This window comes from Pseudomonas taeanensis MS-3 (genome assembly GCF_000498575.2).
GTDB lineage: Bacteria > Pseudomonadota > Gammaproteobacteria > Pseudomonadales > Pseudomonadaceae > Aquipseudomonas > Aquipseudomonas taeanensis.
Window position 1 is genome coordinate 510,466 of record NZ_AWSQ01000002.1, and the last position, 24,808, is coordinate 535,273.

The 24,808-nt window shown below is 59.8% G+C and carries 22 protein-coding genes; 20 read left to right on the forward strand and 2 right to left on the reverse strand.

All coding sequences use genetic code 11. The annotated features are described in order from the left end of the window. Position 1 precedes the first annotated feature (1 nt). The 11 genes from lpxB to ispD all read left to right on the forward strand — a co-directional run bounded on the left by lpxB (position 2) and on the right by ispD (position 14,767). Positions 2-1,135: a lipid-A-disaccharide synthase gene (gene lpxB, locus TMS3_RS10390; protein WP_025165214.1), complete on the forward strand. Its 1,134-nt coding sequence runs from the start codon at positions 2-4 to the stop codon at positions 1,133-1,135. Then, entirely contained in the window at positions 1,135-1,731 is a 597-nt protein-coding gene (gene rnhB / locus TMS3_RS10395; RefSeq protein ID WP_025165215.1) for a ribonuclease HII, read from the forward strand. Before lpxB ends, rnhB begins: the two co-directional genes overlap by 1 nt. A gap of 402 nt (positions 1,732-2,133) precedes the next feature. Further along, positions 2,134-3,549 carry an alanine/glycine:cation symporter family protein gene (locus tag TMS3_RS10400; RefSeq protein ID WP_025165216.1) on the forward strand — a complete coding sequence of 472 codons (1,416 nt, stop codon included), beginning with the start codon at positions 2,134-2,136 and terminating at the stop codon, positions 3,547-3,549. Between the two features lie 83 nt (positions 3,550-3,632). Beyond that, positions 3,633-7,151 (forward strand): DNA polymerase III subunit alpha, encoded by a 3,519-nt coding sequence (gene dnaE / locus TMS3_RS10405; RefSeq protein ID WP_025165217.1) that lies wholly within the window; start codon positions 3,633-3,635, stop codon positions 7,149-7,151. A gap of 183 nt (positions 7,152-7,334) precedes the next feature. Continuing rightward, positions 7,335-8,285: an acetyl-CoA carboxylase carboxyl transferase subunit alpha gene (gene accA / locus TMS3_RS10410; RefSeq protein ID WP_025165218.1), complete on the forward strand. Its 951-nt coding sequence runs from the start codon at positions 7,335-7,337 to the stop codon at positions 8,283-8,285. After that, positions 8,286-9,599: a tRNA lysidine(34) synthetase TilS gene (gene tilS, locus TMS3_RS10415; RefSeq protein ID WP_025165219.1), complete on the forward strand. Its 1,314-nt coding sequence runs from the start codon at positions 8,286-8,288 to the stop codon at positions 9,597-9,599. 195 nt (positions 9,600-9,794) lie between these two features. Beyond that, positions 9,795-11,426 (forward strand): CTP synthase, encoded by a 1,632-nt coding sequence (locus TMS3_RS10420; RefSeq protein ID WP_025165220.1) that lies wholly within the window; start codon positions 9,795-9,797, stop codon positions 11,424-11,426. 3 nt (positions 11,427-11,429) lie between these two features. Then, the gene (kdsA, locus tag TMS3_RS10425) at positions 11,430-12,275 is read left to right on the forward strand and encodes a 3-deoxy-8-phosphooctulonate synthase (protein WP_025165221.1); all 846 of its coding nucleotides are present in this window, start codon (positions 11,430-11,432) and stop codon (positions 12,273-12,275) included. Between the two features lie 145 nt (positions 12,276-12,420). Continuing rightward, positions 12,421-13,710 (forward strand): phosphopyruvate hydratase, encoded by a 1,290-nt coding sequence (gene eno, locus TMS3_RS10430; RefSeq protein WP_025165222.1) that lies wholly within the window; start codon positions 12,421-12,423, stop codon positions 13,708-13,710. Between the two features lie 65 nt (positions 13,711-13,775). Then, positions 13,776-14,054 (forward strand): cell division protein FtsB, encoded by a 279-nt coding sequence (ftsB, locus tag TMS3_RS10435; RefSeq protein ID WP_025165223.1) that lies wholly within the window; start codon positions 13,776-13,778, stop codon positions 14,052-14,054. Beyond that, positions 14,051-14,767 (forward strand): 2-C-methyl-D-erythritol 4-phosphate cytidylyltransferase, encoded by a 717-nt coding sequence (gene ispD / locus TMS3_RS10440; RefSeq protein ID WP_043301852.1) that lies wholly within the window; start codon positions 14,051-14,053, stop codon positions 14,765-14,767. Before ftsB ends, ispD begins: the two co-directional genes overlap by 4 nt. A 148-nt stretch (positions 14,768-14,915) precedes the next feature. On the opposite strand, the gene TMS3_RS10445 is transcribed toward ispD, so the two are convergent. Next, the gene (locus tag TMS3_RS10445; RefSeq protein ID WP_025165225.1) at positions 14,916-15,290 is read right to left on the reverse strand and encodes an HPF/RaiA family ribosome-associated protein; all 375 of its coding nucleotides are present in this window, start codon (positions 15,288-15,290) and stop codon (positions 14,916-14,918) included. 242 nt (positions 15,291-15,532) lie between these two features. Beyond that, entirely contained in the window at positions 15,533-16,426 is an 894-nt protein-coding gene (locus TMS3_RS10450) for a LysR family transcriptional regulator (RefSeq protein ID WP_029866282.1), read from the reverse strand. A gap of 101 nt (positions 16,427-16,527) precedes the next feature. On the opposite strand from TMS3_RS10450, the gene TMS3_RS10455 reads away from it, so the two are divergent. The 9 genes from TMS3_RS10455 to rpoS all read left to right on the forward strand — a co-directional run bounded on the left by TMS3_RS10455 (position 16,528) and on the right by rpoS (position 24,636). Continuing rightward, a complete protein-coding gene (locus TMS3_RS10455; protein ID WP_025165226.1) occupies positions 16,528-17,640 on the forward strand; it encodes an S-(hydroxymethyl)glutathione dehydrogenase/class III alcohol dehydrogenase in 1,113 nt (370 codons plus the stop codon). An 87-nt stretch (positions 17,641-17,727) separates the two neighbouring features. Then, on the forward strand, positions 17,728-18,570 hold the full coding sequence (gene fghA / locus TMS3_RS10460; protein WP_025165227.1) for an S-formylglutathione hydrolase: 843 nt from the start codon (positions 17,728-17,730) through the stop codon (positions 18,568-18,570). 135 nt (positions 18,571-18,705) lie between these two features. After that, a complete protein-coding gene (gene ispF / locus TMS3_RS10465) occupies positions 18,706-19,179 on the forward strand; it encodes a 2-C-methyl-D-erythritol 2,4-cyclodiphosphate synthase (protein WP_025165228.1) in 474 nt (157 codons plus the stop codon). Then, positions 19,176-20,234: a tRNA pseudouridine(13) synthase TruD gene (truD, locus tag TMS3_RS10470; RefSeq protein ID WP_025165229.1), complete on the forward strand. Its 1,059-nt coding sequence runs from the start codon at positions 19,176-19,178 to the stop codon at positions 20,232-20,234. Before ispF ends, truD begins: the two co-directional genes overlap by 4 nt. Further along, positions 20,222-20,971: a 5'/3'-nucleotidase SurE gene (surE, locus tag TMS3_RS10475; protein WP_025165230.1), complete on the forward strand. Its 750-nt coding sequence runs from the start codon at positions 20,222-20,224 to the stop codon at positions 20,969-20,971. The genes truD and surE overlap by 13 nt, the downstream gene beginning before the upstream one ends. A 41-nt stretch (positions 20,972-21,012) precedes the next feature. Then, complete coding sequence (locus TMS3_RS10480; protein ID WP_200929645.1) at positions 21,013-21,648, forward strand: protein-L-isoaspartate(D-aspartate) O-methyltransferase; 636 nt, start codon at positions 21,013-21,015, stop codon at positions 21,646-21,648. A gap of 20 nt (positions 21,649-21,668) precedes the next feature. Then, positions 21,669-22,607 (forward strand): DUF368 domain-containing protein, encoded by a 939-nt coding sequence (locus TMS3_RS10485; protein WP_025165232.1) that lies wholly within the window; start codon positions 21,669-21,671, stop codon positions 22,605-22,607. 64 nt (positions 22,608-22,671) lie between these two features. Beyond that, a complete protein-coding gene (locus TMS3_RS10490; protein ID WP_051394218.1) occupies positions 22,672-23,523 on the forward strand; it encodes a peptidoglycan DD-metalloendopeptidase family protein in 852 nt (283 codons plus the stop codon). A gap of 105 nt (positions 23,524-23,628) precedes the next feature. Then, a complete protein-coding gene (gene rpoS / locus TMS3_RS10495) occupies positions 23,629-24,636 on the forward strand; it encodes an RNA polymerase sigma factor RpoS (RefSeq protein ID WP_025165234.1) in 1,008 nt (335 codons plus the stop codon). The last annotated feature ends 172 nt before the right edge of the window (positions 24,637-24,808 follow it).

The window sequence follows — 24,808 nt, forward strand, 5'->3', positions numbered from 1 at the left end:
TATGGGGGATGTATTGCGCGTCGCGCTGGTGGCTGGCGAGGCTTCCGGCGATATTCTCGGCGCAGGTCTGATGCAGGCGCTGAAAGCCCGCCATGCGCATGTCGAATTCATCGGTGTAGGCGGCCCGCTGATGCAGGCCGAAGGGCTGAGCTCCTATTTTCCAATGGAGCGTCTGGCTGTAATGGGCCTGGTGGAAGTGCTCGGCCGCTTGCCGGAGTTGCTGGCTCGGCGCAAGCGTCTGATCAAAAGCCTGATCGCCGCTAAACCCGATGTGTTTATCGGTATCGATGCACCTGACTTCAATCTGAATGTCGAACTCAAGTTGCGCCGTGCTGGAATCAAGACGGTGCACTACGTGAGCCCTTCGGTCTGGGCTTGGCGTAAGAAGCGGGTACTGAAGATTCGCCAAGCCTGCGACCTGATGCTGACGCTGTTCCCCTTCGAGGCGCAGTTTTACGACGCGCACAATGTGCCGGTTCGCTTTGTCGGCCATCCACTGGCCGACGCGATTCCCGTGCAGGCGGATCGTATGGCAGCGCGAGCGGCACTGGATTTGCCGCTGGACAGTCCTGTAGTCGCCTTGATGCCCGGTAGTCGGGGTGGTGAAGTGGCGCGTCTGGGTAGCCTGTTCCTGGATGCCGCCGTGCGTTTGCGGACTCTGCGTCCTGGCATTCGTTTCGTCTTGCCGTGTGCCAGCAGGGAGCGGCGTGAGCAGTTGGAACAGTTGTTGGTCGGGCGTGACTTGTCCTTGACCTTGCTCGATGGCCGCTCTCACGATGCGCTGGCCGCCTGTGATGCGGTACTCATTGCGTCTGGCACGGCGACGCTGGAGGCCTTGCTGTACAAGCGGCCGATGGTGGTGGCCTATAAGGTCGCGCCGCTCACCTATCGAATTCTCAAGCGCTTGGTCACGACGCCTTATATCTCTTTGCCCAACCTGCTGGCCGAGCGCTTGCTGGTGCCCGAATTGATTCAGGATGCCGCAACACCAGAGGCCTTGGCCCAGGTGTTGGCGCCGCTGCTTGCGGGTGGCGAGGTGCAAACCGAAGGGTTTGATGTGATTCACCGTGCTCTGCGTCGCGATGCGTCTGTCCAGGCTGCAGAGGCGGTGCTCAGGTTGGCGGAGCAGGGCTGATGCAGTTGGGACTCGATTTCAACCTGGTGCAGGAACTGGTGGCAGGGGTCGATGAAGTTGGCCGGGGGCCGCTCTGTGGCGCCGTGGTGACCGCCGCGGTGATTCTCGATCCGCTGCGGCCGATTCTCGGCCTCAATGACTCGAAAAAACTAAGCGAAGCGCGGCGCGACGCGCTCTTCGATGAGATTCGTGAGAAAGCCCTGGCCTGGTGCATTGCCCGGGCCGAGGTGGAAGAGATCGATCGTCTGAATATTCTCCACGCCACCATGCTGGCGATGCAGCGCGCGGTCGAGGGTTTGAGCATCACGCCCAGGCTGGCGTTGATCGACGGCAATCGCTGTCCCCATCTGCAGGTGCCGAGCGCCGCTGTAGTCAAAGGCGACAGCCAGGTGCCGGCGATCGCCGCGGCGTCGATCCTGGCCAAGGTCAGTCGCGACCGTGAAATGCGCGTGCTGGATGCTCAATACCCCGGCTATGGCATCGCCGGACACAAAGGCTATCCCACCGCAGTGCATCTGGAGGCCCTGCAACGTTTGGGTCCAACGCCGATTCATCGGCGTTCGTTCGCACCCGTACGCAAGTTGCTTGAGTGCTAGCGCGCTAGGGGCTGTTGCCGTTTCATTGCGAGCCGCGTTGCCGTGAGAAATGCCCCCCCGATTAGGCGCAGGACGCAGGTAATGGTCATTCCCTTGCCAAGTCCTGCAACAACAGCGGGGGCCATTTCCCGCGCAACCCGAAGNNTGCCTTGCCTCGCGCAAAAACAGACTACGGCGCGGCCGCGAATGAAATGGCAACAGACCCTAGGTAATGTCGCCTGACTGAACGCTTTGGTCGTTTTTTCGTAGGCCAGCAGCCCGCTAATCGCGGACAGTGCCGCCCCTTTGCGCGGTCTACTCTGATAGTCGTCACATTCTAGGCGGCGATGGTGCGCGTTTTATCTTCGGTCTTTATCCCAAGACCCACGAACAGGTCGCCATAAGCGGCAGGGGGAGTCTTTCATGCAAGAAATGGCCACGCAGGTCGTCGATGTACTCAATGGCCTGATCTGGGGCAAGGTGCTGATCTGGCTGCTGGTCGGCTGCGGACTGTATTTCAGTGCGCGGCTCGGATTGATTCAGTTGCGCCATTTCGGCCATATCTTCAGTGTGCTCAAAGGCAGTCGGCAGAGTGACGGTGCGGGTATCTCCTCGTTTCAGGCGCTGTGCACGTCGCTGGCGGCGCGGGTTGGAACCGGCAATATTGCCGGTGTGGCGGTGGCCATTACCCTGGGCGGCCCAGGTGCAATTTTCTGGATGTGGGTGATCGCCCTGGTCGGTATGGCTACGGGCTTTGTCGAGGCAACGCTGGCGCAGTTGTTCAAGGTGCGTGACGACCAAGGTTTGTTTCGCGGTGGCCCCGCCTACTACATGGAAAAGGGCCTGAATGCGCGCTGGATGGGCGTGCTGTTCTCGGTCTTCTTGATCATTGCCTTCGGCTTCGTCTTCAACTCGGTACAGGCCAACACCATCAGTGGTGCCATGCAGGGGGCCTTTAATGTGCCTGTGTGGGCCAGTGGTCTGGGTATTGTGCTGATGACTGCGTTGATCATATTTGGCGGTCTGCGGGCCATTGCACGTTTTTCCGAGTTGGCTGTGCCTTTCATGGCTGGTGCTTACCTGATCGTAGCGATCACCGTCATCCTGATGAATCTTGGCGAAATTCCTTCTGTGCTGGCATTGATCGTCAAGAGCGCCTTCGGCCTGCATGAGGCGGCTGCCGGTGCGCTTGGTGCGGCGATCATGAATGGCTTCAAGCGTGGCCTGTTCTCCAACGAGGCTGGCATGGGGTCGGCACCGAACGCTGCCGCATCGGCCACGCCTTATCCGCCCCACCCGGTATCTCAGGGCTATGTGCAGATGGCCGGGGTGTTTATCGACACCATGCTGATCTGCACGGCGTCTGCTGCGATCATTCTGCTCGCCAAGGTACCGGCAGGTGATGCTCAGGGGATCATGTTGGTGCAGCAGGCACTGACGAGCGAGGTTGGTGGTTGGGGTAAGTACTTCCTGGCCGTGATGATTTTGTTCTTCGCCTTCACCTCCATAGTCGCCAACTACTTTTACGCAGAGAACTGCCTGGTGTTTCTCGAGCACAATCATCCGGCGGGGCTGCTGGTATTCCGTTTGGCGGTGCTCGGTATGGTGATGTTCGGTGCGTTGGCATCCTTGCCGTTTGTTTGGAGCTTGGCTGACGTGTCCATGGGGCTGATGGCTATCACCAATCTGGTTGCCATCCTGTTGCTGTCGAACTTGGCACTCAAGCTGGCGCGCGATTACAACATGCAGCGTCAGGCCGGCAAGCTGCCGACATTCGACGCCAGCCACTACCCAGAAGTGCAAGCCAAGTTGGAGCCGGGCATCTGGGACAATCGCTAAGTGGTTAAGCCTTGAGCTGATGTTTCCCCCAAGGCCCGGTACAATCCGGGCCTTGCCGTTTTTGTGTTTTGTATAGGACTGCCATGACTGCCTCGTTCGTCCACCTGCGTCTGCATACCGAGTATTCCCTGGTCGATGGTCTGGTAAGGGTCAAGCCCTTGATCAAGGCCGTTGCAGGGGCGGGCATGCCTGCAGTGGCGGTCACCGACCAGAGCAACATGTGCTCGCTGGTGAAGTTCTATAAGTCGGCGATGGGCGGCGGGATCAAGCCGATCTGTGGCGCCGATATCTGGATGGCCAGTGACGCTGAAGATGGTCCGTTGAGTCGCATGACCTTGTTGGCGATGAATACCCTGGGCTATCGCAACCTCACCGAACTGGTCTCGCGCGGCTGGACCGAGGGGCAGAGCAACGACCTGGTGATTATCCAGCGTGACTGGGTCAAGGGCGCTGCCGAAGGGCTGATCGCCCTGTCCGGGTCCAAGGAGGGCGAGATCGGTCATGCCTTGCTCAATGGTGACCTGGCCGATGCCGAGGCGCTGCTGCATGAATGGTTGGCGGTATTCCCGGATCGTTTCTATCTGGAGTTGCAGCGCACCAGTCGGATCAATGATGAAGAGCATCTCCACGCGGCTGTGGCGTTGGCCGAGCGTGTCGGCGCCCCGTTGGTGGCAACCAACGATGTGCGCTTTATCAAGCAGGGCGATTATGAGGCTCACGAAACCCGGGTGTGCATCGGTGAGGGGCGCTCGCTGGATGACCCGCGGCGCGTGCGCGGTTACTCGGATCAGCAGTACCTGAAGACCCCGGAAGAAATGTGGGAGTTGTTCAGCGACTTGCCGGAAGCGCTGGAAAACACCGTCGAGATTGCCAAGCGCTGCAATATCGAGGTGCAGCTGGGCAAATACTTCCTGCCCGACTTCCCGGTGCCGGCCGGCATGACCATGGACGAGTACTTCCGCAAGGTCTCCTTCGATGGCCTGGATGAACGGCTTGAGGTGTTGCTGCCCAAGAACACACCAGACTATGAGGCGAAGAAGCAGGTCTATATCGACCGCTTGAATTTCGAGCTGGATATCATCATCCAGATGGGTTTTCCCGGCTACTTCCTCATCGTTATGGACTTTATCCAGTGGGCCAAGAGCAATGGCGTGCCGGTTGGCCCTGGCCGAGGGTCGGGTGCCGGCTCGCTGGTGGCCTATGTGCAGAAGATCACCGACCTCGACCCGCTGGCCTATGACCTGCTGTTCGAGCGCTTCCTAAACCCCGAGCGGGTATCGATGCCCGACTTCGACGTCGACTTCTGCATGGATGGCCGCGACCGGGTGATCGATTACGTGGCCGAGAAATACGGGCGTAATGCGGTCAGCCAGATCATCACCTTCGGCACTATGGCGGCCAAGGCGGTGGTGCGCGACGTGGCGCGGGCGCAGGGCAAGTCCTATGGCCTGGCTGATCGTCTGTCGAAGATGATTCCCTTCGAGGTGGGGATGACCTTGGAGAAGGCCTACGAGATGGAGGAGCCGCTGCGCGACTTCCTCAAGGTCGACGAGGAGGCGGCGGAAATCTGGGAGATGTCGCTGAAGCTGGAGGGCATCACCCGGGGTACCGGCAAGCACGCCGGTGGCGTGGTGATCGCGCCGACCAAGCTGACCGACTTCTCGCCGATCGCCTGCGATGACGAGGGTGGCAGCCTGGTCACTCAGTTCGACAAGGATGATGTGGAGTCGGCGGGTCTGGTCAAGTTCGACTTCCTCGGCCTGCGCACCCTGACCATCATCAAATGGGCGATGGAGACCATCAATCGCGAGCAGGCCAAGCAAGGTCTGCCCGACCTGAACATCGATTTCATCCCGCTGGATGACAAGCCGACCTTTGCGATGCTGCAGAAGGCCGAGACCACGGCGGTGTTCCAGCTCGAGTCACGCGGTATGAAGGAGCTGATCAAGAAGCTCAAGCCCGACTGCCTGGAAGACATGATCGCACTGGTGGCGTTATTCCGTCCGGGCCCGCTGCAGTCCGGCATGGTGGATGACTTCATCAACCGCAAGCATGGTCGCGAACCGATTTCCTACCCGCACCAGGACTATCAGTACCCGGGCCTGGAGCCGGTGCTCAAGCCCACCTACGGCATCATCCTGTATCAGGAACAGGTGATGCAGATTGCCCAGGTCATGGCAGGTTACACCCTGGGCGGTGCGGACATGCTGCGTCGCGCCATGGGTAAGAAAAAGCCCGAGGAGATGGCCAAGCAGCGCGGCGGCTTTATCGAAGGCTGTGCCAATAACAACATCGATGCAGACCTGGCCGGCAACATCTTCGACCTGGTGGAGAAGTTCGCCGGCTACGGTTTCAACAAATCGCACTCGGCCGCTTATGGCCTGCTGTCTTATCAGACCGCCTGGCTCAAGGCCCACCACTCTGCCGCCTTCATGGCTGCGGTGCTGTCGGCGGATATGCACAACACCGACAAGGTGGTAACCCTGATCGAGGAGTGCCGCAGCATGAAGCTGCGCCTCGATGCGCCGGACGTGAACACTTCGGAGTTCAAGTTTACGGTCAATGACGACGGTCGAATCGTCTATGGTCTGGGCGCGATCAAGGGCGTGGGCGAAGGCCCGGTCGAAGCCATTGTCGAGTCACGTCGCGATGGCCCGTTCAAGGATCTATTCGATTTCTGTTCGCGGATCGACCTCAAGCGCATCAACAAGCGCACCCTAGAAGCGCTGGTGCGCGGCGGCGCGCTGGATCGGTTGGGGCCTTACTTTCATGACGAGATCAAGGCCTACCACGCCAATATCGACCGTAATCGGGCGGTGCTGCTCGCCTCGATGGAGGAAGCGGTGCAAGCCGCTGAGCAGACGGCGCGTAGCCATGATAGTGGCCATATGGACCTGTTCGGCGGGGTGTTTGCCGATGCCGAGACGGATGTCTATGCCAGCCACCGCAACGCGCGCGAACTGTCGCTGAAAGAGCGCCTGAAAGGCGAGAAGGACACTCTGGGGCTGTACCTGACCGGTCATCCGATCGACGAATACGAGGGCGAGGTGCGACGTTTTGCGCGCCAGCGGATTATCGACCTGAAACCGGCGCGCGATAGCCAGACAGTGGCCGGCCTGATCATCAATCTGCGGGTGATGAAGAACAAGAAGGGCGACAAGATGGGCTTCATTACCCTGGACGACCGTTCGGGGCGAATCGAAGCCTCGTTGTTCGCCGATGCCTTCAATAGTGCCCAGGCCTTGCTGCAAACCGATGCCCTGGTGGTGGTCGAGGGCGAGGTGAGCAACGACGATTTCTCTGGTGGCTTGCGCCTGCGCGCCAAGCGCGTGATGAGCCTGGAGGAAGCTCGCACCGGACTGGCCGACAGCCTGCGACTGAAGGTCGTCAGTGCTGCGCTGAAGGGCGACCGCCTGCGTTGGCTGGCTGAGTTGTGCGGTCGCCATCGCGGCGCCTGTCCGGTCACCCTGGATTACACGGGCGACGATGCGCGTGCCTTGTTGCAGTTCGGCGACGGGTGGAAAATCGAGCCGGCCGACAGCTTGATTCAGGCATTGCGTGACCAGTTCGGGCGAGACAACGTCTTCCTGCACTACCGCTGATTTGTGGGGCCCAGGCCTCGCACCTTGGTTGCGACACTTGTTAGGCTTTGTACGAAAAACCTGTGTTTGGATGCGTTTCGTACAAACCCTGGTGTCGACCTGAATGCGCCTGATCCTATAAGGTAGGGCGCCAAACGGATACAGCTCCCCGGCCACTTGGCCGTCGACGCAAGACGGATGCCTATGAACCCGAATTTTCTCGATTTCGAACAGCCGATCGCCGACCTGCAAGCCAAGATCGAAGAGCTTCGCCTGGTCGGCAATGACAATTCGCTGAACATCAGCGACGAGATCGCTCGCCTGCAGGACAAGAGCAGCACCTTGACCGAAAGTATTTTCGGCAACCTGAACAGCTGGCAGATCGCCAAACTGGCCCGTCACCCACGGCGCCCGTACACGCTGGACTACCTGCAGCACATCTTTACCGAGTTCGATGAGTTGCACGGCGATCGGCATTTCTCCGACGACGCGGCAATCGTTGGTGGTGTGGCGCGTCTGGACGGTGAGCCGGTGATGGTGATCGGCCATCAGAAGGGCCGTGAGGTGCGTGAGAAGGTCCGTCGTAATTTCGGCATGCCACGTCCAGAGGGCTATCGTAAAGCCTGTCGCTTGATGGAAATGGCCGAGCGCTTCAAGATGCCGATTCTGACCTTTATCGATACGCCGGGCGCCTACCCGGGGATCGACGCCGAGGAGCGTGGTCAGAGCGAGGCCATTGCCTGGAACCTGCGGGTCATGGCCCGCCTGAAGACCCCGGTTATCGCCACGGTGATTGGCGAGGGGGGCTCCGGTGGCGCCTTGGCCATTGGTGTGTGCGATCGCCTGAACATGTTGCAGTACTCCACCTATGCGGTGATTTCCCCGGAAGGTTGTGCATCGATTCTGTGGAAGACCGCGGACAAGGCGCCGGATGCCGCCGAGGCCATGGGTATTACCGCCGAGCGCCTGAAAGGCCTGGGTATTGTCGACAAGGTGATCGCCGAGCCATTGGGTGGCGCCCATCGCGACCCGGCTGCAGCCGCCGAATCGATCCGTCAGGAACTGGCCGCGCAGTTGAAAACCCTGAAAACGCTGGACACTGCCGAGCTGTTGGCGCGTCGTTACGAGCGGTTGATGAGCTACGGCGTCGCCTAAATGAGTCTGCAGGTCAGGGTGCTGGAAAATCTGGCCCCCTGGCGCGATGCGCCGGCCTGGCGCATCGCCTTGTCCGGCGGTCTCGACTCCACCGTGTTGTTGCATTTGTTGGCCAGCCTCGGGCAAACCGAGGCGTTGCCGCCACTCTCCGCTATGCATATTCATCATGGCTTGCAAGCCTCAGCTGATGCCTGGCCTGCGCACTGTCAGCGTGTGTGTGATGCGCTTGGCGTGCCGTTGCTCATTCAGTCTGTTCAGGTGTCGTCGGGCGCGAGTCTTGAGCGCGCCGCGCGGGATGCGCGTTATGCGGCGTTCAAGGCTGTGCTGGGTGCGGGTGAGGTGCTGCTCGCTGCGCAACATCGCGATGATCAGGCGGAAACCCTGTTGTTTCGTCTGCTGCGCGGTGCTGGCGTGGCCGGTCTGGCGGCTATGCCGCCGAGTCGGCCGCTCGGCGTGGGGCACTTGCTGCGGCCTTTGCTCAACTGTTCCCGGGCGGAGTTGCAGGCTTATGCCGTCGAGCATCAGTTATGCTGGGTGGAAGATCCGTCCAATCTCGATAAGCATTTCTCGCGCAATTACCTGCGTCATCAAGTGATGCCGATACTGTCCGGACGTTGGCCGCAGGCTGCGGCCAGCATGGCGCGAACCGCAGGGCACCTGAGTGAGGCCGCAGAGTTGCTCGACGAGCTGGCGCAGCAGGATCTGCAGTTGGTGCGTACGCCATGCTCCGTTGGCTGGTTGAATCTGCCGAGTCTTGCCATGGTTCCAATGCGCGCCTTGAGCGATGCACGTCAGCGCAATGCCTTGCGCTACTGGCTACGCATATTGACGCCGATGCCGGATACCGAGCACTGGGCTGGCTGGCGCGGGCTGCGCGATGCTGCCGCCGACTCGTCGCCGATCTGGCGCCTGGCGACAGGCGAGTTGCACCGAGCCGACCAGCGGTTGTGGTGGTTGGCAGGTGACTGGCTGCAGGCGCCCGCTGCGCCGGAGATTCAGGTGCGGGCGCAGCAAACGCTGAACTTGCCGAACAACGGCAGTGCTTACATCGATGGTCGGCTGCCCGCTGGTGAGTGGCGTCTGGCCTATCGCCAGGGTGGCGAGGTGTTGAATCTGCCGGGGCGTGGTCATCGTGATCTGAAGCGTTTACTCAATGAGCGGCAGGTTCCCGTTTTCGTTCGGGGGCGCCTGCCTTTGCTGTTGTGTAATGGCGAGGTTCGGGCCGTGGCCAATCTGCCTAGCTTGGACAGGCCAGCTGATGGCCAATGGCAGCTCAGTTGGCGGCCGCCGACCTGTGATCAAGGTTTGAGCTGAAAAGGCCTTTCCGGTAGACTACCCTCCCGTCTTATTAGAGCTTTTGTAGATTCCTTTTTGTCTTGAGAATTCGTCTTGAGAATTGGAGTCGGCAACTGCTTGCCAGTTACGGCGCTGATCGTAATTGGGGCTTCGGCCTTCCTTCGCTTTCCCCGGCGGCGCAAACCGCTTAAACGCAGACTTCTAGGGTTTTTCATGACGCGCTACATCTTCGTCACGGGTGGTGTTGTTTCTTCATTGGGGAAAGGCATCGCTTCGGCTTCATTGGCGGCTATCCTGGAGGCGCGGGGCCTGAAGGTCACGATGCTCAAGCTGGATCCCTATATCAACGTCGATCCAGGCACCATGAGCCCGTTCCAGCACGGTGAGGTGTTCGTCACCCACGACGGCGCTGAGACCGACCTCGACCTGGGTCATTACGAGCGGTTCATCCGCACGACCATGACCCAGAACAACAACTTCACCACCGGTCGCGTCTATGAAGACGTGCTGCGCCGCGAGCGCCGGGGTGATTACCTGGGCGCGACCATTCAGGTCATTCCGCATATCACCGATGAGATCAAGCGCCGCATAATCAAGGGCGCCGGCGATGCTGACGTGGCGATGGTCGAGATCGGCGGCACGGTGGGTGACATTGAGTCACAACCGTTCCTCGAGGCGATTCGCCAGTTGCGCGTCGAAGTGGGTGCCAAGCGCGCCATGCTGATGCACCTGACACTGGTGCCGTACATCGCCACGGCGGGCGAGACCAAGACCAAGCCAACCCAGCATTCGGTCAAGGAACTGCGTTCCATTGGCCTGCAGCCGGACGTGCTGATCTGCCGCTCCGACCATCCGGTGGATGTGTCTTCGCGGCGCAAGATCGCCCTGTTCACCAACGTTGAAGAGCGTGCGGTGATTTCCCTGGAAGACGTCGACACCATCTACAAGATTCCGGGCGTGCTGCATGCCCAGGGTCTGGATGATTTCGTCGTTGAGCGTTTCGGCCTGGAGTGCGGTGGGGCCGACCTGTCCGAATGGGATCGCGTGGTCGATGCCAAGCTCAATCCGGAAAAGGAAGTCACCATCGCCATGGTTGGCAAATACATGGAGTTGCTGGACGCCTACAAGTCGCTGATCGAAGCGATGAGCCATGCCGGCATCCAGAATCGTACCAAGGTCAACCTGCGTTATATCGACTCCGAAGACATCGAGAACAAGGGCGTCAGCCTGCTCGAGGGCGTCGATGCCATTCTGGTCCCTGGCGGCTTTGGCCTGCGGGGCGTGGAAGGCAAGATTCAGACCGTGCAATACGCCCGCGAAAACAAGATTCCTTACCTGGGCATCTGTCTCGGTATGCAGGTTGCCGTGATTGAGTTTGCCCGCAACGTGCTGGGCTGGACGGATGCCAACTCCACCGAGTTCGATACCACCAGCGAGCATCCGGTCGTGGGTTTGATCACCGAATGGCAGGATGCCACGGGCGTGACCGAACAGCGCACCAATGCTTCCGATCTGGGCGGTACCATGCGTCTCGGCGCTCAGGATTGCCAGTTGCAGGCCGGTTCGCAGGTGTACCAATGCTATGCCAAGGATGTGATTGTCGAACGTCATCGGCACCGCTACGAAGTGAACAACAACCTGCTGTCGCAGCTGACCGAGGCTGGCCTCAAGGTCACCGGTCGCTCCGGCGACGGTGCCCTGGTTGAGGTGGTGGAAGCGCCGGATCATCCCTGGTTCGTCGCTTGTCAGTTCCACCCCGAGTTCACCTCGACGCCGCGTGATGGTCACCCACTGTTCAGTGGTTTCGTCAACGCCGCTCTGGCTCAGCAAGCGAAGAAGGCCTAAGGCATGGCGCAGAAAATCATCCGCGTTGGTGGCATCGAGATCGCCAACGACAAGCCGTTCGTGCTGTTCGGCGGCATCAATGTCCTCGAGTCGCGTGATCTGGCGATGCGCGCCTGCGAAGAGTACGTGCGAGTCACCGAGAAACTCGGCATTCCCTACGTGTTCAAGGCCAGCTTCGACAAGGCCAATCGCTCCTCGGTCAGCTCGTTCCGTGGTCCTGGCTTGGATGAGGGCCTGAAGATTTTCGAAGAACTGAAGAAGACCTTCGGCGTACCGCTGATCACCGATGTGCATGAGCCGCATCAGGCGCAGCCGGTGGCGGATGTGTGCGACATCATCCAGTTGCCGGCCTTCCTCTCGCGGCAGACCGACCTGGTCGTGGCCATGGCCAAGACCGGTGCGGTGGTCAACATCAAGAAAGCCCAGTTCCTTGCACCCCAGGAAATGAAACACATCCTGGCCAAGTGCGTGGAAGCGGGTAATGATCAATTGATCCTCTGCGAGCGCGGCACCTCCTTCGGTTACAACAACCTGGTGGTGGACATGCTCGGCTTCGGCATCATGAAGCAGTTCGAGTACCCAGTATTCTTCGACGTCACCCATGCCCTGCAGATGCCGGGCGGGCGTGCTGACTCCGCCGCCGGGCGTCGTGCCCAGGTCACTGACTTGGCCAAGGCAGGCATGAGCCAGGGCTTGGCTGGGCTGTTCCTGGAAGCGCATCCAGACCCGAACAACGCCAAGTGTGACGGCCCTTGTGCCCTGCGTTTGGACAAGCTGGAGCCATTCCTCACCCAGCTCAAGCAGTTGGATGATCTGATCAAGAGTTTTGCGCCGATTGAGACTGCCTGAAACGGCAGTTCTCCGGTAAAGTGCGCCTTGTATACAATCTGGCTAATTAGTCGGTACATGTTGCGCGCTGGAGTAGCTTCCGGCGCGCACTGAGTGTGCAACTCGGTACTACCCTTTTCGTCAACTTTTTGGAGTGCTACACGCAATGGCAAAGATCGTCGACATCAAAGGCCGTGAGGTTCTCGATTCCCGTGGTAACCCGACTGTGGAAGCCGATGTGATTCTCGATGGCGGCATCATCGGCAGCGCTTGCGCGCCGTCCGGTGCTTCTACCGGTTCGCGCGAAGCACTGGAACTGCGTGATGGCGACAAGAGCCGTTACATGGGCAAGGGCGTGTTGAAGGCCGTGGCCAATATCAATGGTCCGATCCGCGACCTGCTCTTGGGTAAAGATGCCACTGACCAGAAAGCCCTGGATCAGGCAATGATTGCCCTCGACGGCACCGAAAACAAAGCCGCCCTGGGCGCCAATGCCATTCTCGCGGTATCCCTGGCTGCCGCCAAGGCCGCTGCTCAGGCCAAAGGCGTGCCGCTGTACGCGCACATTGCCGACCTCAATGGCACCCCGGGCGTGTACTCCATGCCGGTACCGATGATGAACATCATCAACGGCGGTGAGCATGCCGATAACAACGTCGACATCCAGGAATTCATGGTCCAGCCGGTCGGTGCCAAGACCTTCGCCGATGCGCTGCGCATGGGTACCGAGATTTTTCACCACCTCAAGGCTGTACTGAAAGCTCGCGGCCTGAGCACTTCTGTCGGTGATGAAGGTGGTTTCGCGCCGAACCTGGCTTCCAACGAAGACGCTCTGGCGGCTATCGCCGAGGCAGTGGCCAATGCCGGCTACACCTTGGGCGACGACGTGACCCTGGCCCTGGATTGCGCCTCGAGCGAGTTCTTCAGCGACGGCAAGTACGACCTGGCCGGCGAAGGCAAAGTCTTCGACGCTGCTGGATTTGCCGATTACCTGGCCGGCCTGGCCGAGCGTTACCCGATCATCTCCATCGAAGATGGCATGGACGAGTCCGACTGGGCTGGCTGGAAGGTTCTGACCGACAAGATTGGTAAGAAGGTACAGCTGGTCGGCGATGACTTGTTTGTAACCAATACAAAGATTCTCAAGCGCGGCATCGATGAGTCGATCGGCAACTCGATCCTGATCAAATTCAATCAGATCGGTACCTTGACCGAGACCCTGGAAGCCATCCAGATGGCCAAGGCCGCAGGCTACACTGCAGTGATTTCGCATCGCTCGGGTGAAACCGAAGACAGCACCATCGCCGACCTGGCTGTGGGCACCGCCGCGGGTCAGATCAAGACCGGTTCCCTGTGCCGTTCCGACCGAGTGTCCAAGTACAACCAGTTGCTGCGCATCGAAGAGCAGTTGGCAGGCAAGGCGGCGTATCGCGGTCGCGCTGAGTTTCGTGGTTGATTGCAGGCGTGATAAAAGAAGGGCGGCGCGAGTCGCCCTTCTTTCGTTCGGATACTTTTGCCGTTATGCGTAATCCTTACTGGTTATTCGTTGTACTCATTCTGCTGCTGGCTGGCCTGCAGTATCGCCTGTGGGTGGGCGACGGAAGCCTGGCTCAGGTGACCGAACTGAGTCAGCAGATCGACAATCAACAGGGCGAGAACGAGCGCCTGCTGGAGCGTAATCGCATCCTCGAGGCGGAAGTCAGGGAGCTGAAAAAGGGCATGGAAACCGTTGAGGAGCGCGCCCGCCACGAACTGGGCATGGTCAAAGAGGGCGAGACCCTCTATCAGTTGGCCGAGTGACGAAGTTCGTTCTGCCCGGTTTCTGGGTGGTGATTCCAGCGGCAGGCATTGGTGCGCGGATGCGCGCCGATCGGCCCAAGCAGTACCTGCAGGTAGCGGGGCGCTCGATCCTCGAGCATACCCTGAGCTGCTTTCTCGAGCATCCACAACTCAAGGGCTTGCTGGTCAGTCTGGCTGCGGATGATCCGTTCTGGCCGGAGCTGCCCTGTGCCCGCGACTCTCGTGTCGAGCGCGTCGCAGGAGGCGGCGAGCGGGCTGACTCTGTGTTCAGTGGCCTGCTGCGCATGGTGGAGTTAGGGGCGAGCGATTCGGACTGGGTGCTTGTGCATGACGCCGCGCGCCCCAATCTGGCCCGTGAGGACTTGGACAAATTGCTTGGCACCCTGGCGCAGGACTCGGTTGGGGGGCTGTTGGGTGTCCCGGTGCGCGATACGCTGAAGCAGGTAGACGACGCTGGACGGGTGCTGCAAACCGTCGACCGGCGGGCAATTTGGCAAGCCTACACACCGCAGATGTTTCGTTTGGGGCCGCTACGCAAGGCCATGCAAGCGGCTTTGGCGGCGGGCGTCATACTCACAGATGAGGCGTCGGCTATCGAGTGGGTGGGGTTGGCGCCGCGTCTGGTCGAGGGGAGGGCGGACAACCTGAAGATCACCCATCCTGAGGACTTGCAGTGGCTGAGCCAGCTTTGGCGTGACAAGGCGCCTGATTAAGCTGTGCTCCGTCTGGGTATCAGGGTCTGTGGGGGATGAGTTGTAGCAAGGCGGCAAAGGCTTGGATTTGAAACCGTCGCGACCGGGTCGCGACGGTTTCAAAGGGTTCAGTGCAAAAGAACCATTGCACTGAACAGGGCTGGCGCAGTTAGGCGATGTCCGAAAGCTCCTCCTCCGGGATATGCACTTCGGTGAAGACTTGCTTGACGCGTGCTTCGCGGGCCTTGCCTATGACGCGTTCGACCGCATGGCTGAGTTTTTCTGTCGCCCCCTCAAAAGCCAGATGCAGTGATTCGGCATTGTGCGTCACGGAGATCGGAGCTCGCCCCTTGATCCGGGCTTCGGCTTGGCAGCGTTTGTCCAGGGCGCCATGTTTGTGCGCATTTTCATCGTTGAGGTGGACTTCGATTCGGGTCAGGTGCTCCTCGAAACGCTGGAGTTTGTGTTCGATATGGGTCCGTACTTTTACGGCCAGTGCTTCGGAGCCATCAATATGGTTGTCGCTGTTCACTAGAATTTGCATGGTGCTTTTCCTTGTGTATGGCGTCGTGACTCAGGCTCGCCTGACGAGAGCCTTGGGCTAAGAATCCTGCTTTGTGGCGGTTCAGGTCAAGCAGGATTCTTGGGTAAGGCCTCAGTCCGCTCTCCGGCAGCCCGGCGCTGAGTGCTCTGAGTGGTCCCGTTCTAGGCGTCCGCTGCCCGGCTGGCGGGGTTGCGCCCTTGGCGAATGGGCGTCTGTGCTCTGTTACATTCTGTGTTCTTTGTTCAGCTGTACTCTTGGCGTAGAGCCAAACCCTGCTTGAGGCTGTCGATCAGCAAGCGCACCTTGGGCAATGGATAGCGCCGTTGTGGATAGACCGCCCAGACCGCACTGTCAGGCGGACGGTTGTCCTCCAGCAGGGAAACCAGCAGGCCGCGACGCAGCAGTTCGAGCACGTAATAGTCCGGTAGTTGGCATAGTCCCAGGCCGTTGAGTGCCGCATCCAGTACCGCCTGACCACTGTTGCAGCGCCAGTTACCGCTGGGCTTGAACGGTTGCTCGCGCCCCTCGACTTGCAGCATCCAGGTGTCGCTAGTACCGATCAGGCAATTGTGTCGGGACAGTTCCGAGAGGGTATGTGGTCGGCCATAGCGCTGCAGATAACTTGGCGATGCACAGAGGTAGAGCGCGCGAGGTGCGATGCGGGTGGCGACCATGCTCGACTCGCTGAGGCGGCCGAGGCGGATGGCCAGGTCGTAACCTTCCTGCACCAGGTCAAGGGGGCGGTTGGACAGTTCGATTTCGACCCGCAGTTGTGGGTGTTGTGCCATGAACTCGTTCACCAACGGCACGATAAAGCGCTCGCCGTAGGCTACGGCCGCGGTCATGCGCAGCAGACCTTTTGGCGTCCCGTGCAGGTCGCTGACGGCGAGAAAGGCTTCGTCGCGCTCCTCGATCAGTCGCTGGCAGCGGCTGAAAAATGTCTGTCCGGCTTCGGTAAGGGAGACGCGTCGGGTGGTGCGATAGAACAGGCGTGCCTGCAGGCGTTCCTCCAGGCGTGCCACCTGGCGGCTGACATGGGACGACGACACGCGCAGACGTTCGGCGGCGCGCAAGAAGCTGCCGCATTCGGCTACCGCGACGAACTCATCCAATCCTTCCCAGCCCTGTCCGCTCAATTATTATCCCTCAGTAGCAATAATGTTTTATCAAATGAACGATTATCCCTTATTGGTCGTGAATTATACTGGCTTTTTCCCACGCTCCTGAGGGTCCTGTCATGATCAAGTCACGTGCCGCCGTTGCCTTTGCCGCCAATCAGCCGCTGCAAATCGTCGAAGTGGATGTCGAGCCGCCGAAGGCCGGTGAAGTGCTGGTGCGCATCGTCGCCACCGGCGTCTGCCACACCGATGCCTACACCCTGTCCGGCGAAGACTCGGAAGGCGTATTCCCCTGCATCCTCGGCCATGAGGGTGGCGGCATAGTCGAAGCAGTGGGTGAAGGTGTGACCTCGCTGGCCGTCGGCGATCACGTGATCCCGCTGTATACCGCCGAATGCCGGACCTGCAAGTTCTGCACCTCGGGCAAGACCAACCTGTGCCAGGCCGTACGGGCTACCCAGGGCAAGGGCCTGATGCCGGACGGCACCTCGCGCTTCTCCTATCAGGGCCAGCCGATCTACCACTACATGGGTTGCTCGACCTTCTCCGAATACACCGTGCTGCCGGAAATTTCCCTGGCCAAGATTCCCAAGGAAGCGCCGCTGGACAAGGTCTGCCTGCTCGGCTGCGGCGTCACCACCGGCATCGGTGCGGTACTCAACACGGCCAAGGTGGAAGAGGGCGCCACCGTGGCGATCTTCGGCTTGGGCGGCATCGGTCTGGCGGCCGTCATCGGTGCGAAGATGGCCAAGGCCTCGCGGATCATCGCCATCGACATCAACCCGAGCAAGTTCGACATCGCCAAACAACTTGGCGCCACCGACTTCGTCAACCCCAAGGAGCACAGCAAGCCAATTCAGGAAGTCATCGTCGAGATGACCGATGGCGGCGTCGACTACAGCTTCGAGTGCATCGGCAATGTGCAGCTGATGCGTGCGGCGCTGGAGTGCTGCCACAAGGGTTGGGGCGAGTCGGTGATCATCGGCGTGGCCGGTGCCGGCCAGGAGATTTCCACCCGTCCATTCCAGCTGGTTACCGGGCGCGTCTGGCGTGGCTCGGCCTTCGGCGGCGTGAAAGGCCGTACCGAGCTGCCGAACTATGTGGAGAAGGCGCAGAAGGGCGAGATCCCTCTGGATACCTTCATCACCCACAATATGCCGCTGGAACAGATCAATGAGGCCTTCGACCTGATGCACGAAGGCAAGAGCATCCGCACGGTCATTCACTTCTAAGTCGCTTACGCCCCGCTTGATGCGGGGCGTTTTGCAGGGATGGAGTTCTCTGTCGCTGCTAACCCCTGTTTGCTGTGAGCTGAAAATATGACTCTTGAAAACCTCTCCTGCCAGAAAAGCTTCGGTGGCTGGCATAAGCGTTACCGTCATCGTTCGGACGTACTCAGTTGTGATATGACCTTCGCCGTTTACCTGCCGCCGCAGGCCGAGCAGGGCGCCAGGCTGCCGGTACTGTATTGGCTGTCGGGGTTGACCTGCACCGATGAGAACTTCATGCAGAAGGCCGGTGCACACAAGCTTGCCGCCGAGCTGGGCTTGATCATCGTCGCGCCCGATACCAGTCCGCGTGGGACCGAAGTGCCGGGCGATCCCGACGGTGCCTGGGACTTTGGCCTGGGCGCCGGCTTCTACCTGAATGCTACCCAGGAGCCCTGGGCCAAGCATTACCGTATGCATGACTATGTGGTGCAGGAGTTGCCGGCACTGATCGAGGCGAATTTCCCGGTTAGCGACAAGCGCGGCATCAGTGGTCATTCCATGGGCGGTCATGGCGCCTTGGTCTGTGCTTTGCGCAACCCTGGGCGCTACCAGTCGTTGTCGGCCTTTGCGCCGATCACTAATCCACTGAACTGTCCTTGGGGTGAAAAAGCCTTTTCCCGTTATCTGGGTGAAGACCGCTCACGCTGGCGCGAATGGGATACGTGCGCGCTGCTCAGCGAGGCCTCGGAGAAGTTGCCGATGCTGGTTGATCAGGGTGACCGTGATGACTTTCTCACCAGCCAGCTCAAGCCCGAAGCCTTGCAGGCCGCCGCGCTGGCTGCAGAGCACCCGCTGACCCTGCGTTTGCAGCCAGGCTATGACCACAGCTACTACTTCATCGCCAGCTTTATTGACGACCATCTTCGTCATCATGCCCTGGCCCTGAAGTAGCCCGGATGCACTCCAGGCGAGGTTATACGCTGTGGCTCCCGGTTTTCATCCGGGCTACTGAACGCCTAGATGCTGCGAGTCCTGTAGAATCGTGCCCTGACTTTTTCAGGGCACGATTTTGAAATGACCGCTTCCATGCGTATTGGCCACGGCTACGACGTGCACCGTTTCGGCGAGGGCGAGTACATCACCCTCGGCGGCGTGCGGATTTCTCATCGATTTGGATTGATCGCTCATTCCGATGGCGATGTGCTACTGCATGCGTTGAGTGACTCGCTGCTCGGCGCCGCAGCGCTGGGTGATATTGGCCAGCACTTTCCCGATACGGATCCGCGCTTCAAGGGCGCCGACAGTCGCGTGCTGCTGAGGCATGTACTCGGCCTGATTCAGGCCAAGGGCTGGACGGTCGCTAATGTCGACGCCACTATCGTCGCCCAGGCGCCGAAGATGGCCCCGCATGTCCAGGCCATGCGCAAGCTGATTGCCGAGGACCTGCAAGTCGCCCTGGACCAGGTCAACGTCAAGGCCACCACCACCGAAAAATTGGGCTTCACCGGGCGTGAGGAAGGCATCGCGGTGCATGCCGTCGCGTTGTTGGTCAGCCTATGACTGAGCTCGAACTGCTTGGCCCGCGTGCTTATGGCGATGCCTGTGGTCGCGCGGTACTCAAGGCCAGTGCGGAAGACTTTCAGGTCGATGAAGTGCTGGATATCCCCCTGGCCGGTGAGGGTGAGCACCTCTGGTTGTGGGTGGAGAAGCGCGGCCTGAATACCGAAGAGGCGGCGCGGCGCATCGCCCGTGCCGCGGGTGTGCCACTGCGGATGATCAGCTATGCCGGGCTAAAGGATCGCCAGGCACTGACCCGGCAATGGTTCAGCCTGCATTTGCCGGGCAAGGCCGACCCCGAGCTGGCAGCTGCAGAAGGGGCGGACCTGAAAGTGCTTAAGGTCGCTCGCCACCTGCGCAAGCTCCAGCGCGGTGCACATTCGGCCAACGGCTTCACTCTGCGCCTAACTCAGCTGAATGCCGATCGCGATGCCTTGCAGCTGCGTCTGCAGAGTATCGTCGAGCAGGGCATCCCTAACTATTTTGGCCTGCAGCGTTTCGGCTACGAGGGTGGCAATGTCCATGAGGCTCGCGTCTATGCCGAACGCAAGGTCTTGCCTGAGCGGCGCAACCTGCGCTCGCGCCTGCTGTCGGCGGCGCGCAGCTATCTGTTCAATCGATTGCTGGCCGAGCGAGTCGCCGACGGAAGCTGGAATCTGGCCCGGGTCGGTGACCTGCTGGCCTTTACCGACAGTCGGAGCTTCTTCATGGCCGGCGAGGCGGAATGCAGTGATCCGCGCCTGGCCATTCTCGACCTGCATCCGACCGGCCCGCTGTGGGGCGCCGGCGTGTCACCTGCGGGTGAGGCGGTGCAGCTGCAGGAACAGGCCATCGCGCAGCATGATACGCCACTGGTCGAATGGTTGGTTGAAGCGGGCATGGCGCACGAACGGCGCATACTGCGCCTCCCCATTGGCAGCCTGACGTGGCATTATCCCGAGCCTGACATTCTGCAACTGGAATTCGTCCTGCCGGCTGGATGCTTTGCCACTGTATTGGTGCGCGAACTCGTCGATCTGTTGCCTGCAGGGCAGACGGATAACCCATGCGTATTCTGATTTCTAACGATGACGGAGTGGCTGCACCGGGCCTCGCCGCGTTGCATGCTGCACTGGTCGACTATGCCGACTGCACGGTGATTGCTCCCGATCAGGACAGGAGCGGCGCCAGCAGCTCGCTGACCCTCGACCGTCCGCTACACCCACAGACGTTGGCCAATGGCTTTATCAGTCTGAACGGCACGCCCACCGATTGTGTGCACCTGGGCTTGAACGGTCTGTTGCCGTATCCGACGGATCTGGTGGTATCGGGCATCAACCTGGGGGCAAACCTTGGCGATGACGTGTTGTATTCAGGCACCGTGGCTGCTGCCTTGGAGGGCCGTTTCCTGGCGCGCCCGGCGTTCGCTTTCTCCTTGCTGTCTCGCTCTCCAGAGAATTTGCCGACTGCTGCGTATTTCGCGCGCAAGTTAGTGGAGGCCCATGAGCGTCTCGATTTACCGCCGCGCACCGTACTCAACGTCAATATTCCCAACCTGCCCCTGGAACATATTCGCGGTATCCAGCTGACCCGCCTGGGGCATCGTGCGCGTGCCGCAGCGCCAGTCAAGGTGGTTAACCCGCGGGGTAAAGAGGGATACTGGATTTCGGCCGCCGGCGATGCCGAGGACGGCGGCGAAGGAACGGATTTTCATGCGGTCATGCAAGGCTACGTCTCTATAACGCCGTTGCAGCTGGATCGTACCTTTCAGGATGGCTTCAGCAGTTTGCAGCCTTGGCTTGAGGGTTTGCTCTAATGAATCGCGAGCAGGATGAACTGCATCGACATGGCATCGGCATGACCTCGCAGCGTACCCGCGAGCGGTTGATTCAGCGCCTGTATGAAGAGGGGCTGTCTAACGCCCAGGTGCTGGAAGTGATTCGCCGGACCCCGCGCCACCTGTTTGTCGATGAAGCCCTGGCTCACCGTGCCTATGAAGACACCGCGCTGCCAATCGGCAATAACCAGACCATCTCGCAGCCCTATATGGTGGCGCGGATGAGTGAGCTGCTATTGGCGGCTGGGCCGCTGGATAAGGTGTTGGAGATTGGCACCGGCTCGGGCTACCAGACCGCGGTCCTGGCGCAACTGGTCGAGCGGGTGTTTACCGTCGAGCGTATTCAGGGCTTACAGGATCGCGCAAAAGAGCGTCTGGCGGAGCTCAGCCTGCGCAATGTGGTGTTTCGCTGGGGCGATGGTTGGGAAGGCTGGCCGGCACTGGCGCCTTACAACGGCATCATCGTGACCGCAGCCGCCGCCGAGGTGCCGCAGGCCTTGCTCGACCAGTTGGCACCCGAGGGGCGTCTGGTGATTCCAGTGGGTGCCGGCGATGTGCAACAACTGTTATTAATCACGCGCGAAGAGCATGGATTTTCCAGGCACGTACTGGATTCGGTGCGTTTCGTGCCGTTGCTCAATGGGCCTTTGGCCTGATTTCTTGCCTAGATGGACCTATGAAAAATTATTTTTTGCTATATGCCAAGGGCGTCGCCATGGGCGCGGCCGACGTTGTTCCCGGCGTTTCCGGAGGCACCGTGGCCTTTATCAGTGGCATTTACGATGAGTTGCTGCGCTCGATCGCCAGCGTGCCTGCCGCGCTTGGTCTTTTGCTGCGCGGCCGGGTTGCCGCTGCGTGGCAGGCTGCCAATGCCACGTTTCTGCTGATTTTGCTGGCGGGGATTCTGACCAGTGTCGTCAGTCTGGCGCGCTTGATCACCTACTTATTGGTTCAGCAGCCTATTTTGGTCTGGTCGTTCTTTTTTGGCCTGGTCCTGATTTCCTCGCACATGGTGGCGCGGGAGATTCAGCGCAGAAACTGGAGTCGTGCAGTCAGTTTCGTTTTCGGCATAGCCTTCGCTTACTGGATCACCGTGGCATCACCGATGCAGTGGGGCAGTGATCCGTTGAGCCTGTTCATGGCCGGTGCCATTGCCATCTGCGCGATGATTTTGCCCGGTATTTCCGGCAGTTTCATTCTGCTGTTGCTGGGGCTGTACCCGGTCATTCTCGGTGCGATCAAAAACCTGGATCTGGGTGTGCTGGTGCTATTCGCCAGCGGTTGTTTGGTCGGTATTGTCAGCTTTGCTGGCGTGCTACGTTGGTTGCTTGTGCGTTGGCGTGACCTGGCCTTGGCTTTTCTGACGGGCTTGATGCTGGGTTCGTTGAATAAGGTCTGGCCATGGAAAGAGACCCTGACATGGCGAACCGACAGTCACGGTCTACAAGTGCCGCTATCACAAGTCAACCTCTTGCCAGGGCGCTTTGCCGAGATCACTGGCCAGGACCCACAATTGATGCTGGCCATTCTGTTGGCCCTGGGCGGTGTGTCACTGGTGCTTGGGTTGGAATGGTTGGCAGGACGCAGTCAGCAAAGCGCTGGCTGCGTCGAATAATTCCGGCACAATACGCGCCAATACTTAGACGCCAAAACGGGAGAGCCGGGTGAGTTCAACTGCCATGCAACCGCGAATTCGCTACGCTAGCGCTGGATGCCTGTTGGCTGCCCTGACTCTTGGCGCCTTATTGGCCGGATGTGCCAGCCCTCCACCAGGAGGCGTGCAGGTTGTTGATCGCAACCATGCAGGTGGCGCGTCAACCCGGCAGCGCCAGCCTGTTACTAAGGGCCACTATGTAGTGCGACGGGGCGATACGCTCTATTCGATTGCGTTTCGCTTTGGTTGGGATTGGAAGGCTTTAGCGGCGCGCAACAAGATTGCGCCGCCCTATCTGATTCGAGTCGGGCAGGTGATCCGTTTCGATGGCCGGCAGCCGACTCGTCAAGTTGTGGCGGCACCCGCGCCTGTGCTGGTGACCAAGGCGCCCGTCAGTCGACCTGTGGCCCCGATTCAAGCTCCTCCGGCGCGTACTGGGGCTACAACACCAGCGCCAATCAAGGTCACGCCTGCGACCACTCCGGTGCACTCGGTGCCGCGCTCTGCAGCTGGCTGGGCCTGGCCGTCGAAGGGCACGGTCATCGGGCGGTTCTCCTCAAACGGGAGTTTGAATAAAGGCATTGATATCGCCGGGGAATTGGGCGAGCCTGTTTTAGCTGCGTCTGATGGGTCAGTTGTGTACGCCGGGAGTGGTTTGCGGGGCTACGGCGAGTTGGTGATCATCAAACACAGCGATACCTACGTAAGTGCCTACGGACACAACCGCAGGCTGTTGGTGCAGGAGGGGCAAAGGGTCAAAGCCGGGCAGACAATTGCCGAAATGGGTTCCACAGGAGCCGACCGGGTGAAGCTTCATTTTGAAATTCGCCGCCAGGGAAAACCTGTCGATCCGCTGCAGTACTTGCCACGCCGTTGATCTGCGTTCTGCCTGTTCTTCCACGTGGGATGGACGGGCTTTGGTGATGCCAAGGAGAGTGGCGCCGCCTGAGCTTGCTGTCGAACTCAGCAAGGGACAACAATAATGGCACTCAAAAAAAAAGAAGCGCCGGAGTTTGACGTCGACGATGCGGTACTCCTGATGGAGCCGGGCATTGTCTTGGACGATGTGTCGAATGAGGAGGCTGAAAAGCAACCCACTCGCACTAAGGCTAAAAACTCCACCAGCAGCAAGCAGCACAAGTACATCGACTACACTCGCGCGCTCGACGCGACTCAGCTGTATCTCAACGAAATTGGCTTTTCCCCCCTGCTCACCCCCGAAGAGGAAGTGTTCTTCGCGCGCCTAGCGCAGAAGGGTGATCCGGCTGGGCGTAAGCGCATGATCGAGAGCAATCTGCGTCTGGTGGTGAAAATTGCTCGCCGTTATGTCAATCGCGGCCTGTCGCTGCTGGACTTGATCGAAGAGGGCAACCTCGGCCTGATCCGGGCAGTCGAGAAGTTCGATCCCGAGCGCGGTTTCCGTTTCTCGACCTATGCGACCTGGTGGATCCGTCAGACCATCGAGCGGGCAATCATGAATCAGACGCGAACTATCCGTTTGCCGATTCATGTGGTCAAAGAGCTCAATGTCTACCTGCGAGCCGCTCGTGAGCTGACCCAGAAGCTCGATCACGAGCCTTCAGCCGAAGAGATAGCCAATCTGCTGGATAAACCTGTGAGTGACGTCAAGCGCATGCTTGGCCTGAATGAGCGAGTGTCTTCGGTGGATGTCTCGCTGGGACAGGACTCGGACAAAACTCTACTCGATACCCTGACCGATGATCGTCCCACTGACCCATGCGAGCTATTGCAGGACGATGATCTCTCGCAAAGCATTGATCAGTGGCTATCAGAACTGACCGACAAACAACGTGAAGTGGTGGTGCGCCGCTTTGGTCTGCGCGGCCATGAAAGCTGTACCCTGGAAGAAGTCGGCCAGGAAATTGGTCTGACCCGCGAGCGAGTGCGCCAGATTCAGGTGGAGGCACTCAAGCGGTTGAGGGAGATACTGGAAAAGAATGGTTTATCGAGTGACGCTTTATTTCAGTGATATCACGCACTCACCACACTAAACCCGGCTTCTGCCGGGTTTTTTGTGTGTGGCCGTGTAAGTGATGACTTACACGGCCTGTAAGTGATTGCGGTGAGTAGGGGCTGGCAAAGCGCTACTAATTGGTTGTGTAAAATATAACTAACTGATTTTTATGGAATAATTATTTTTG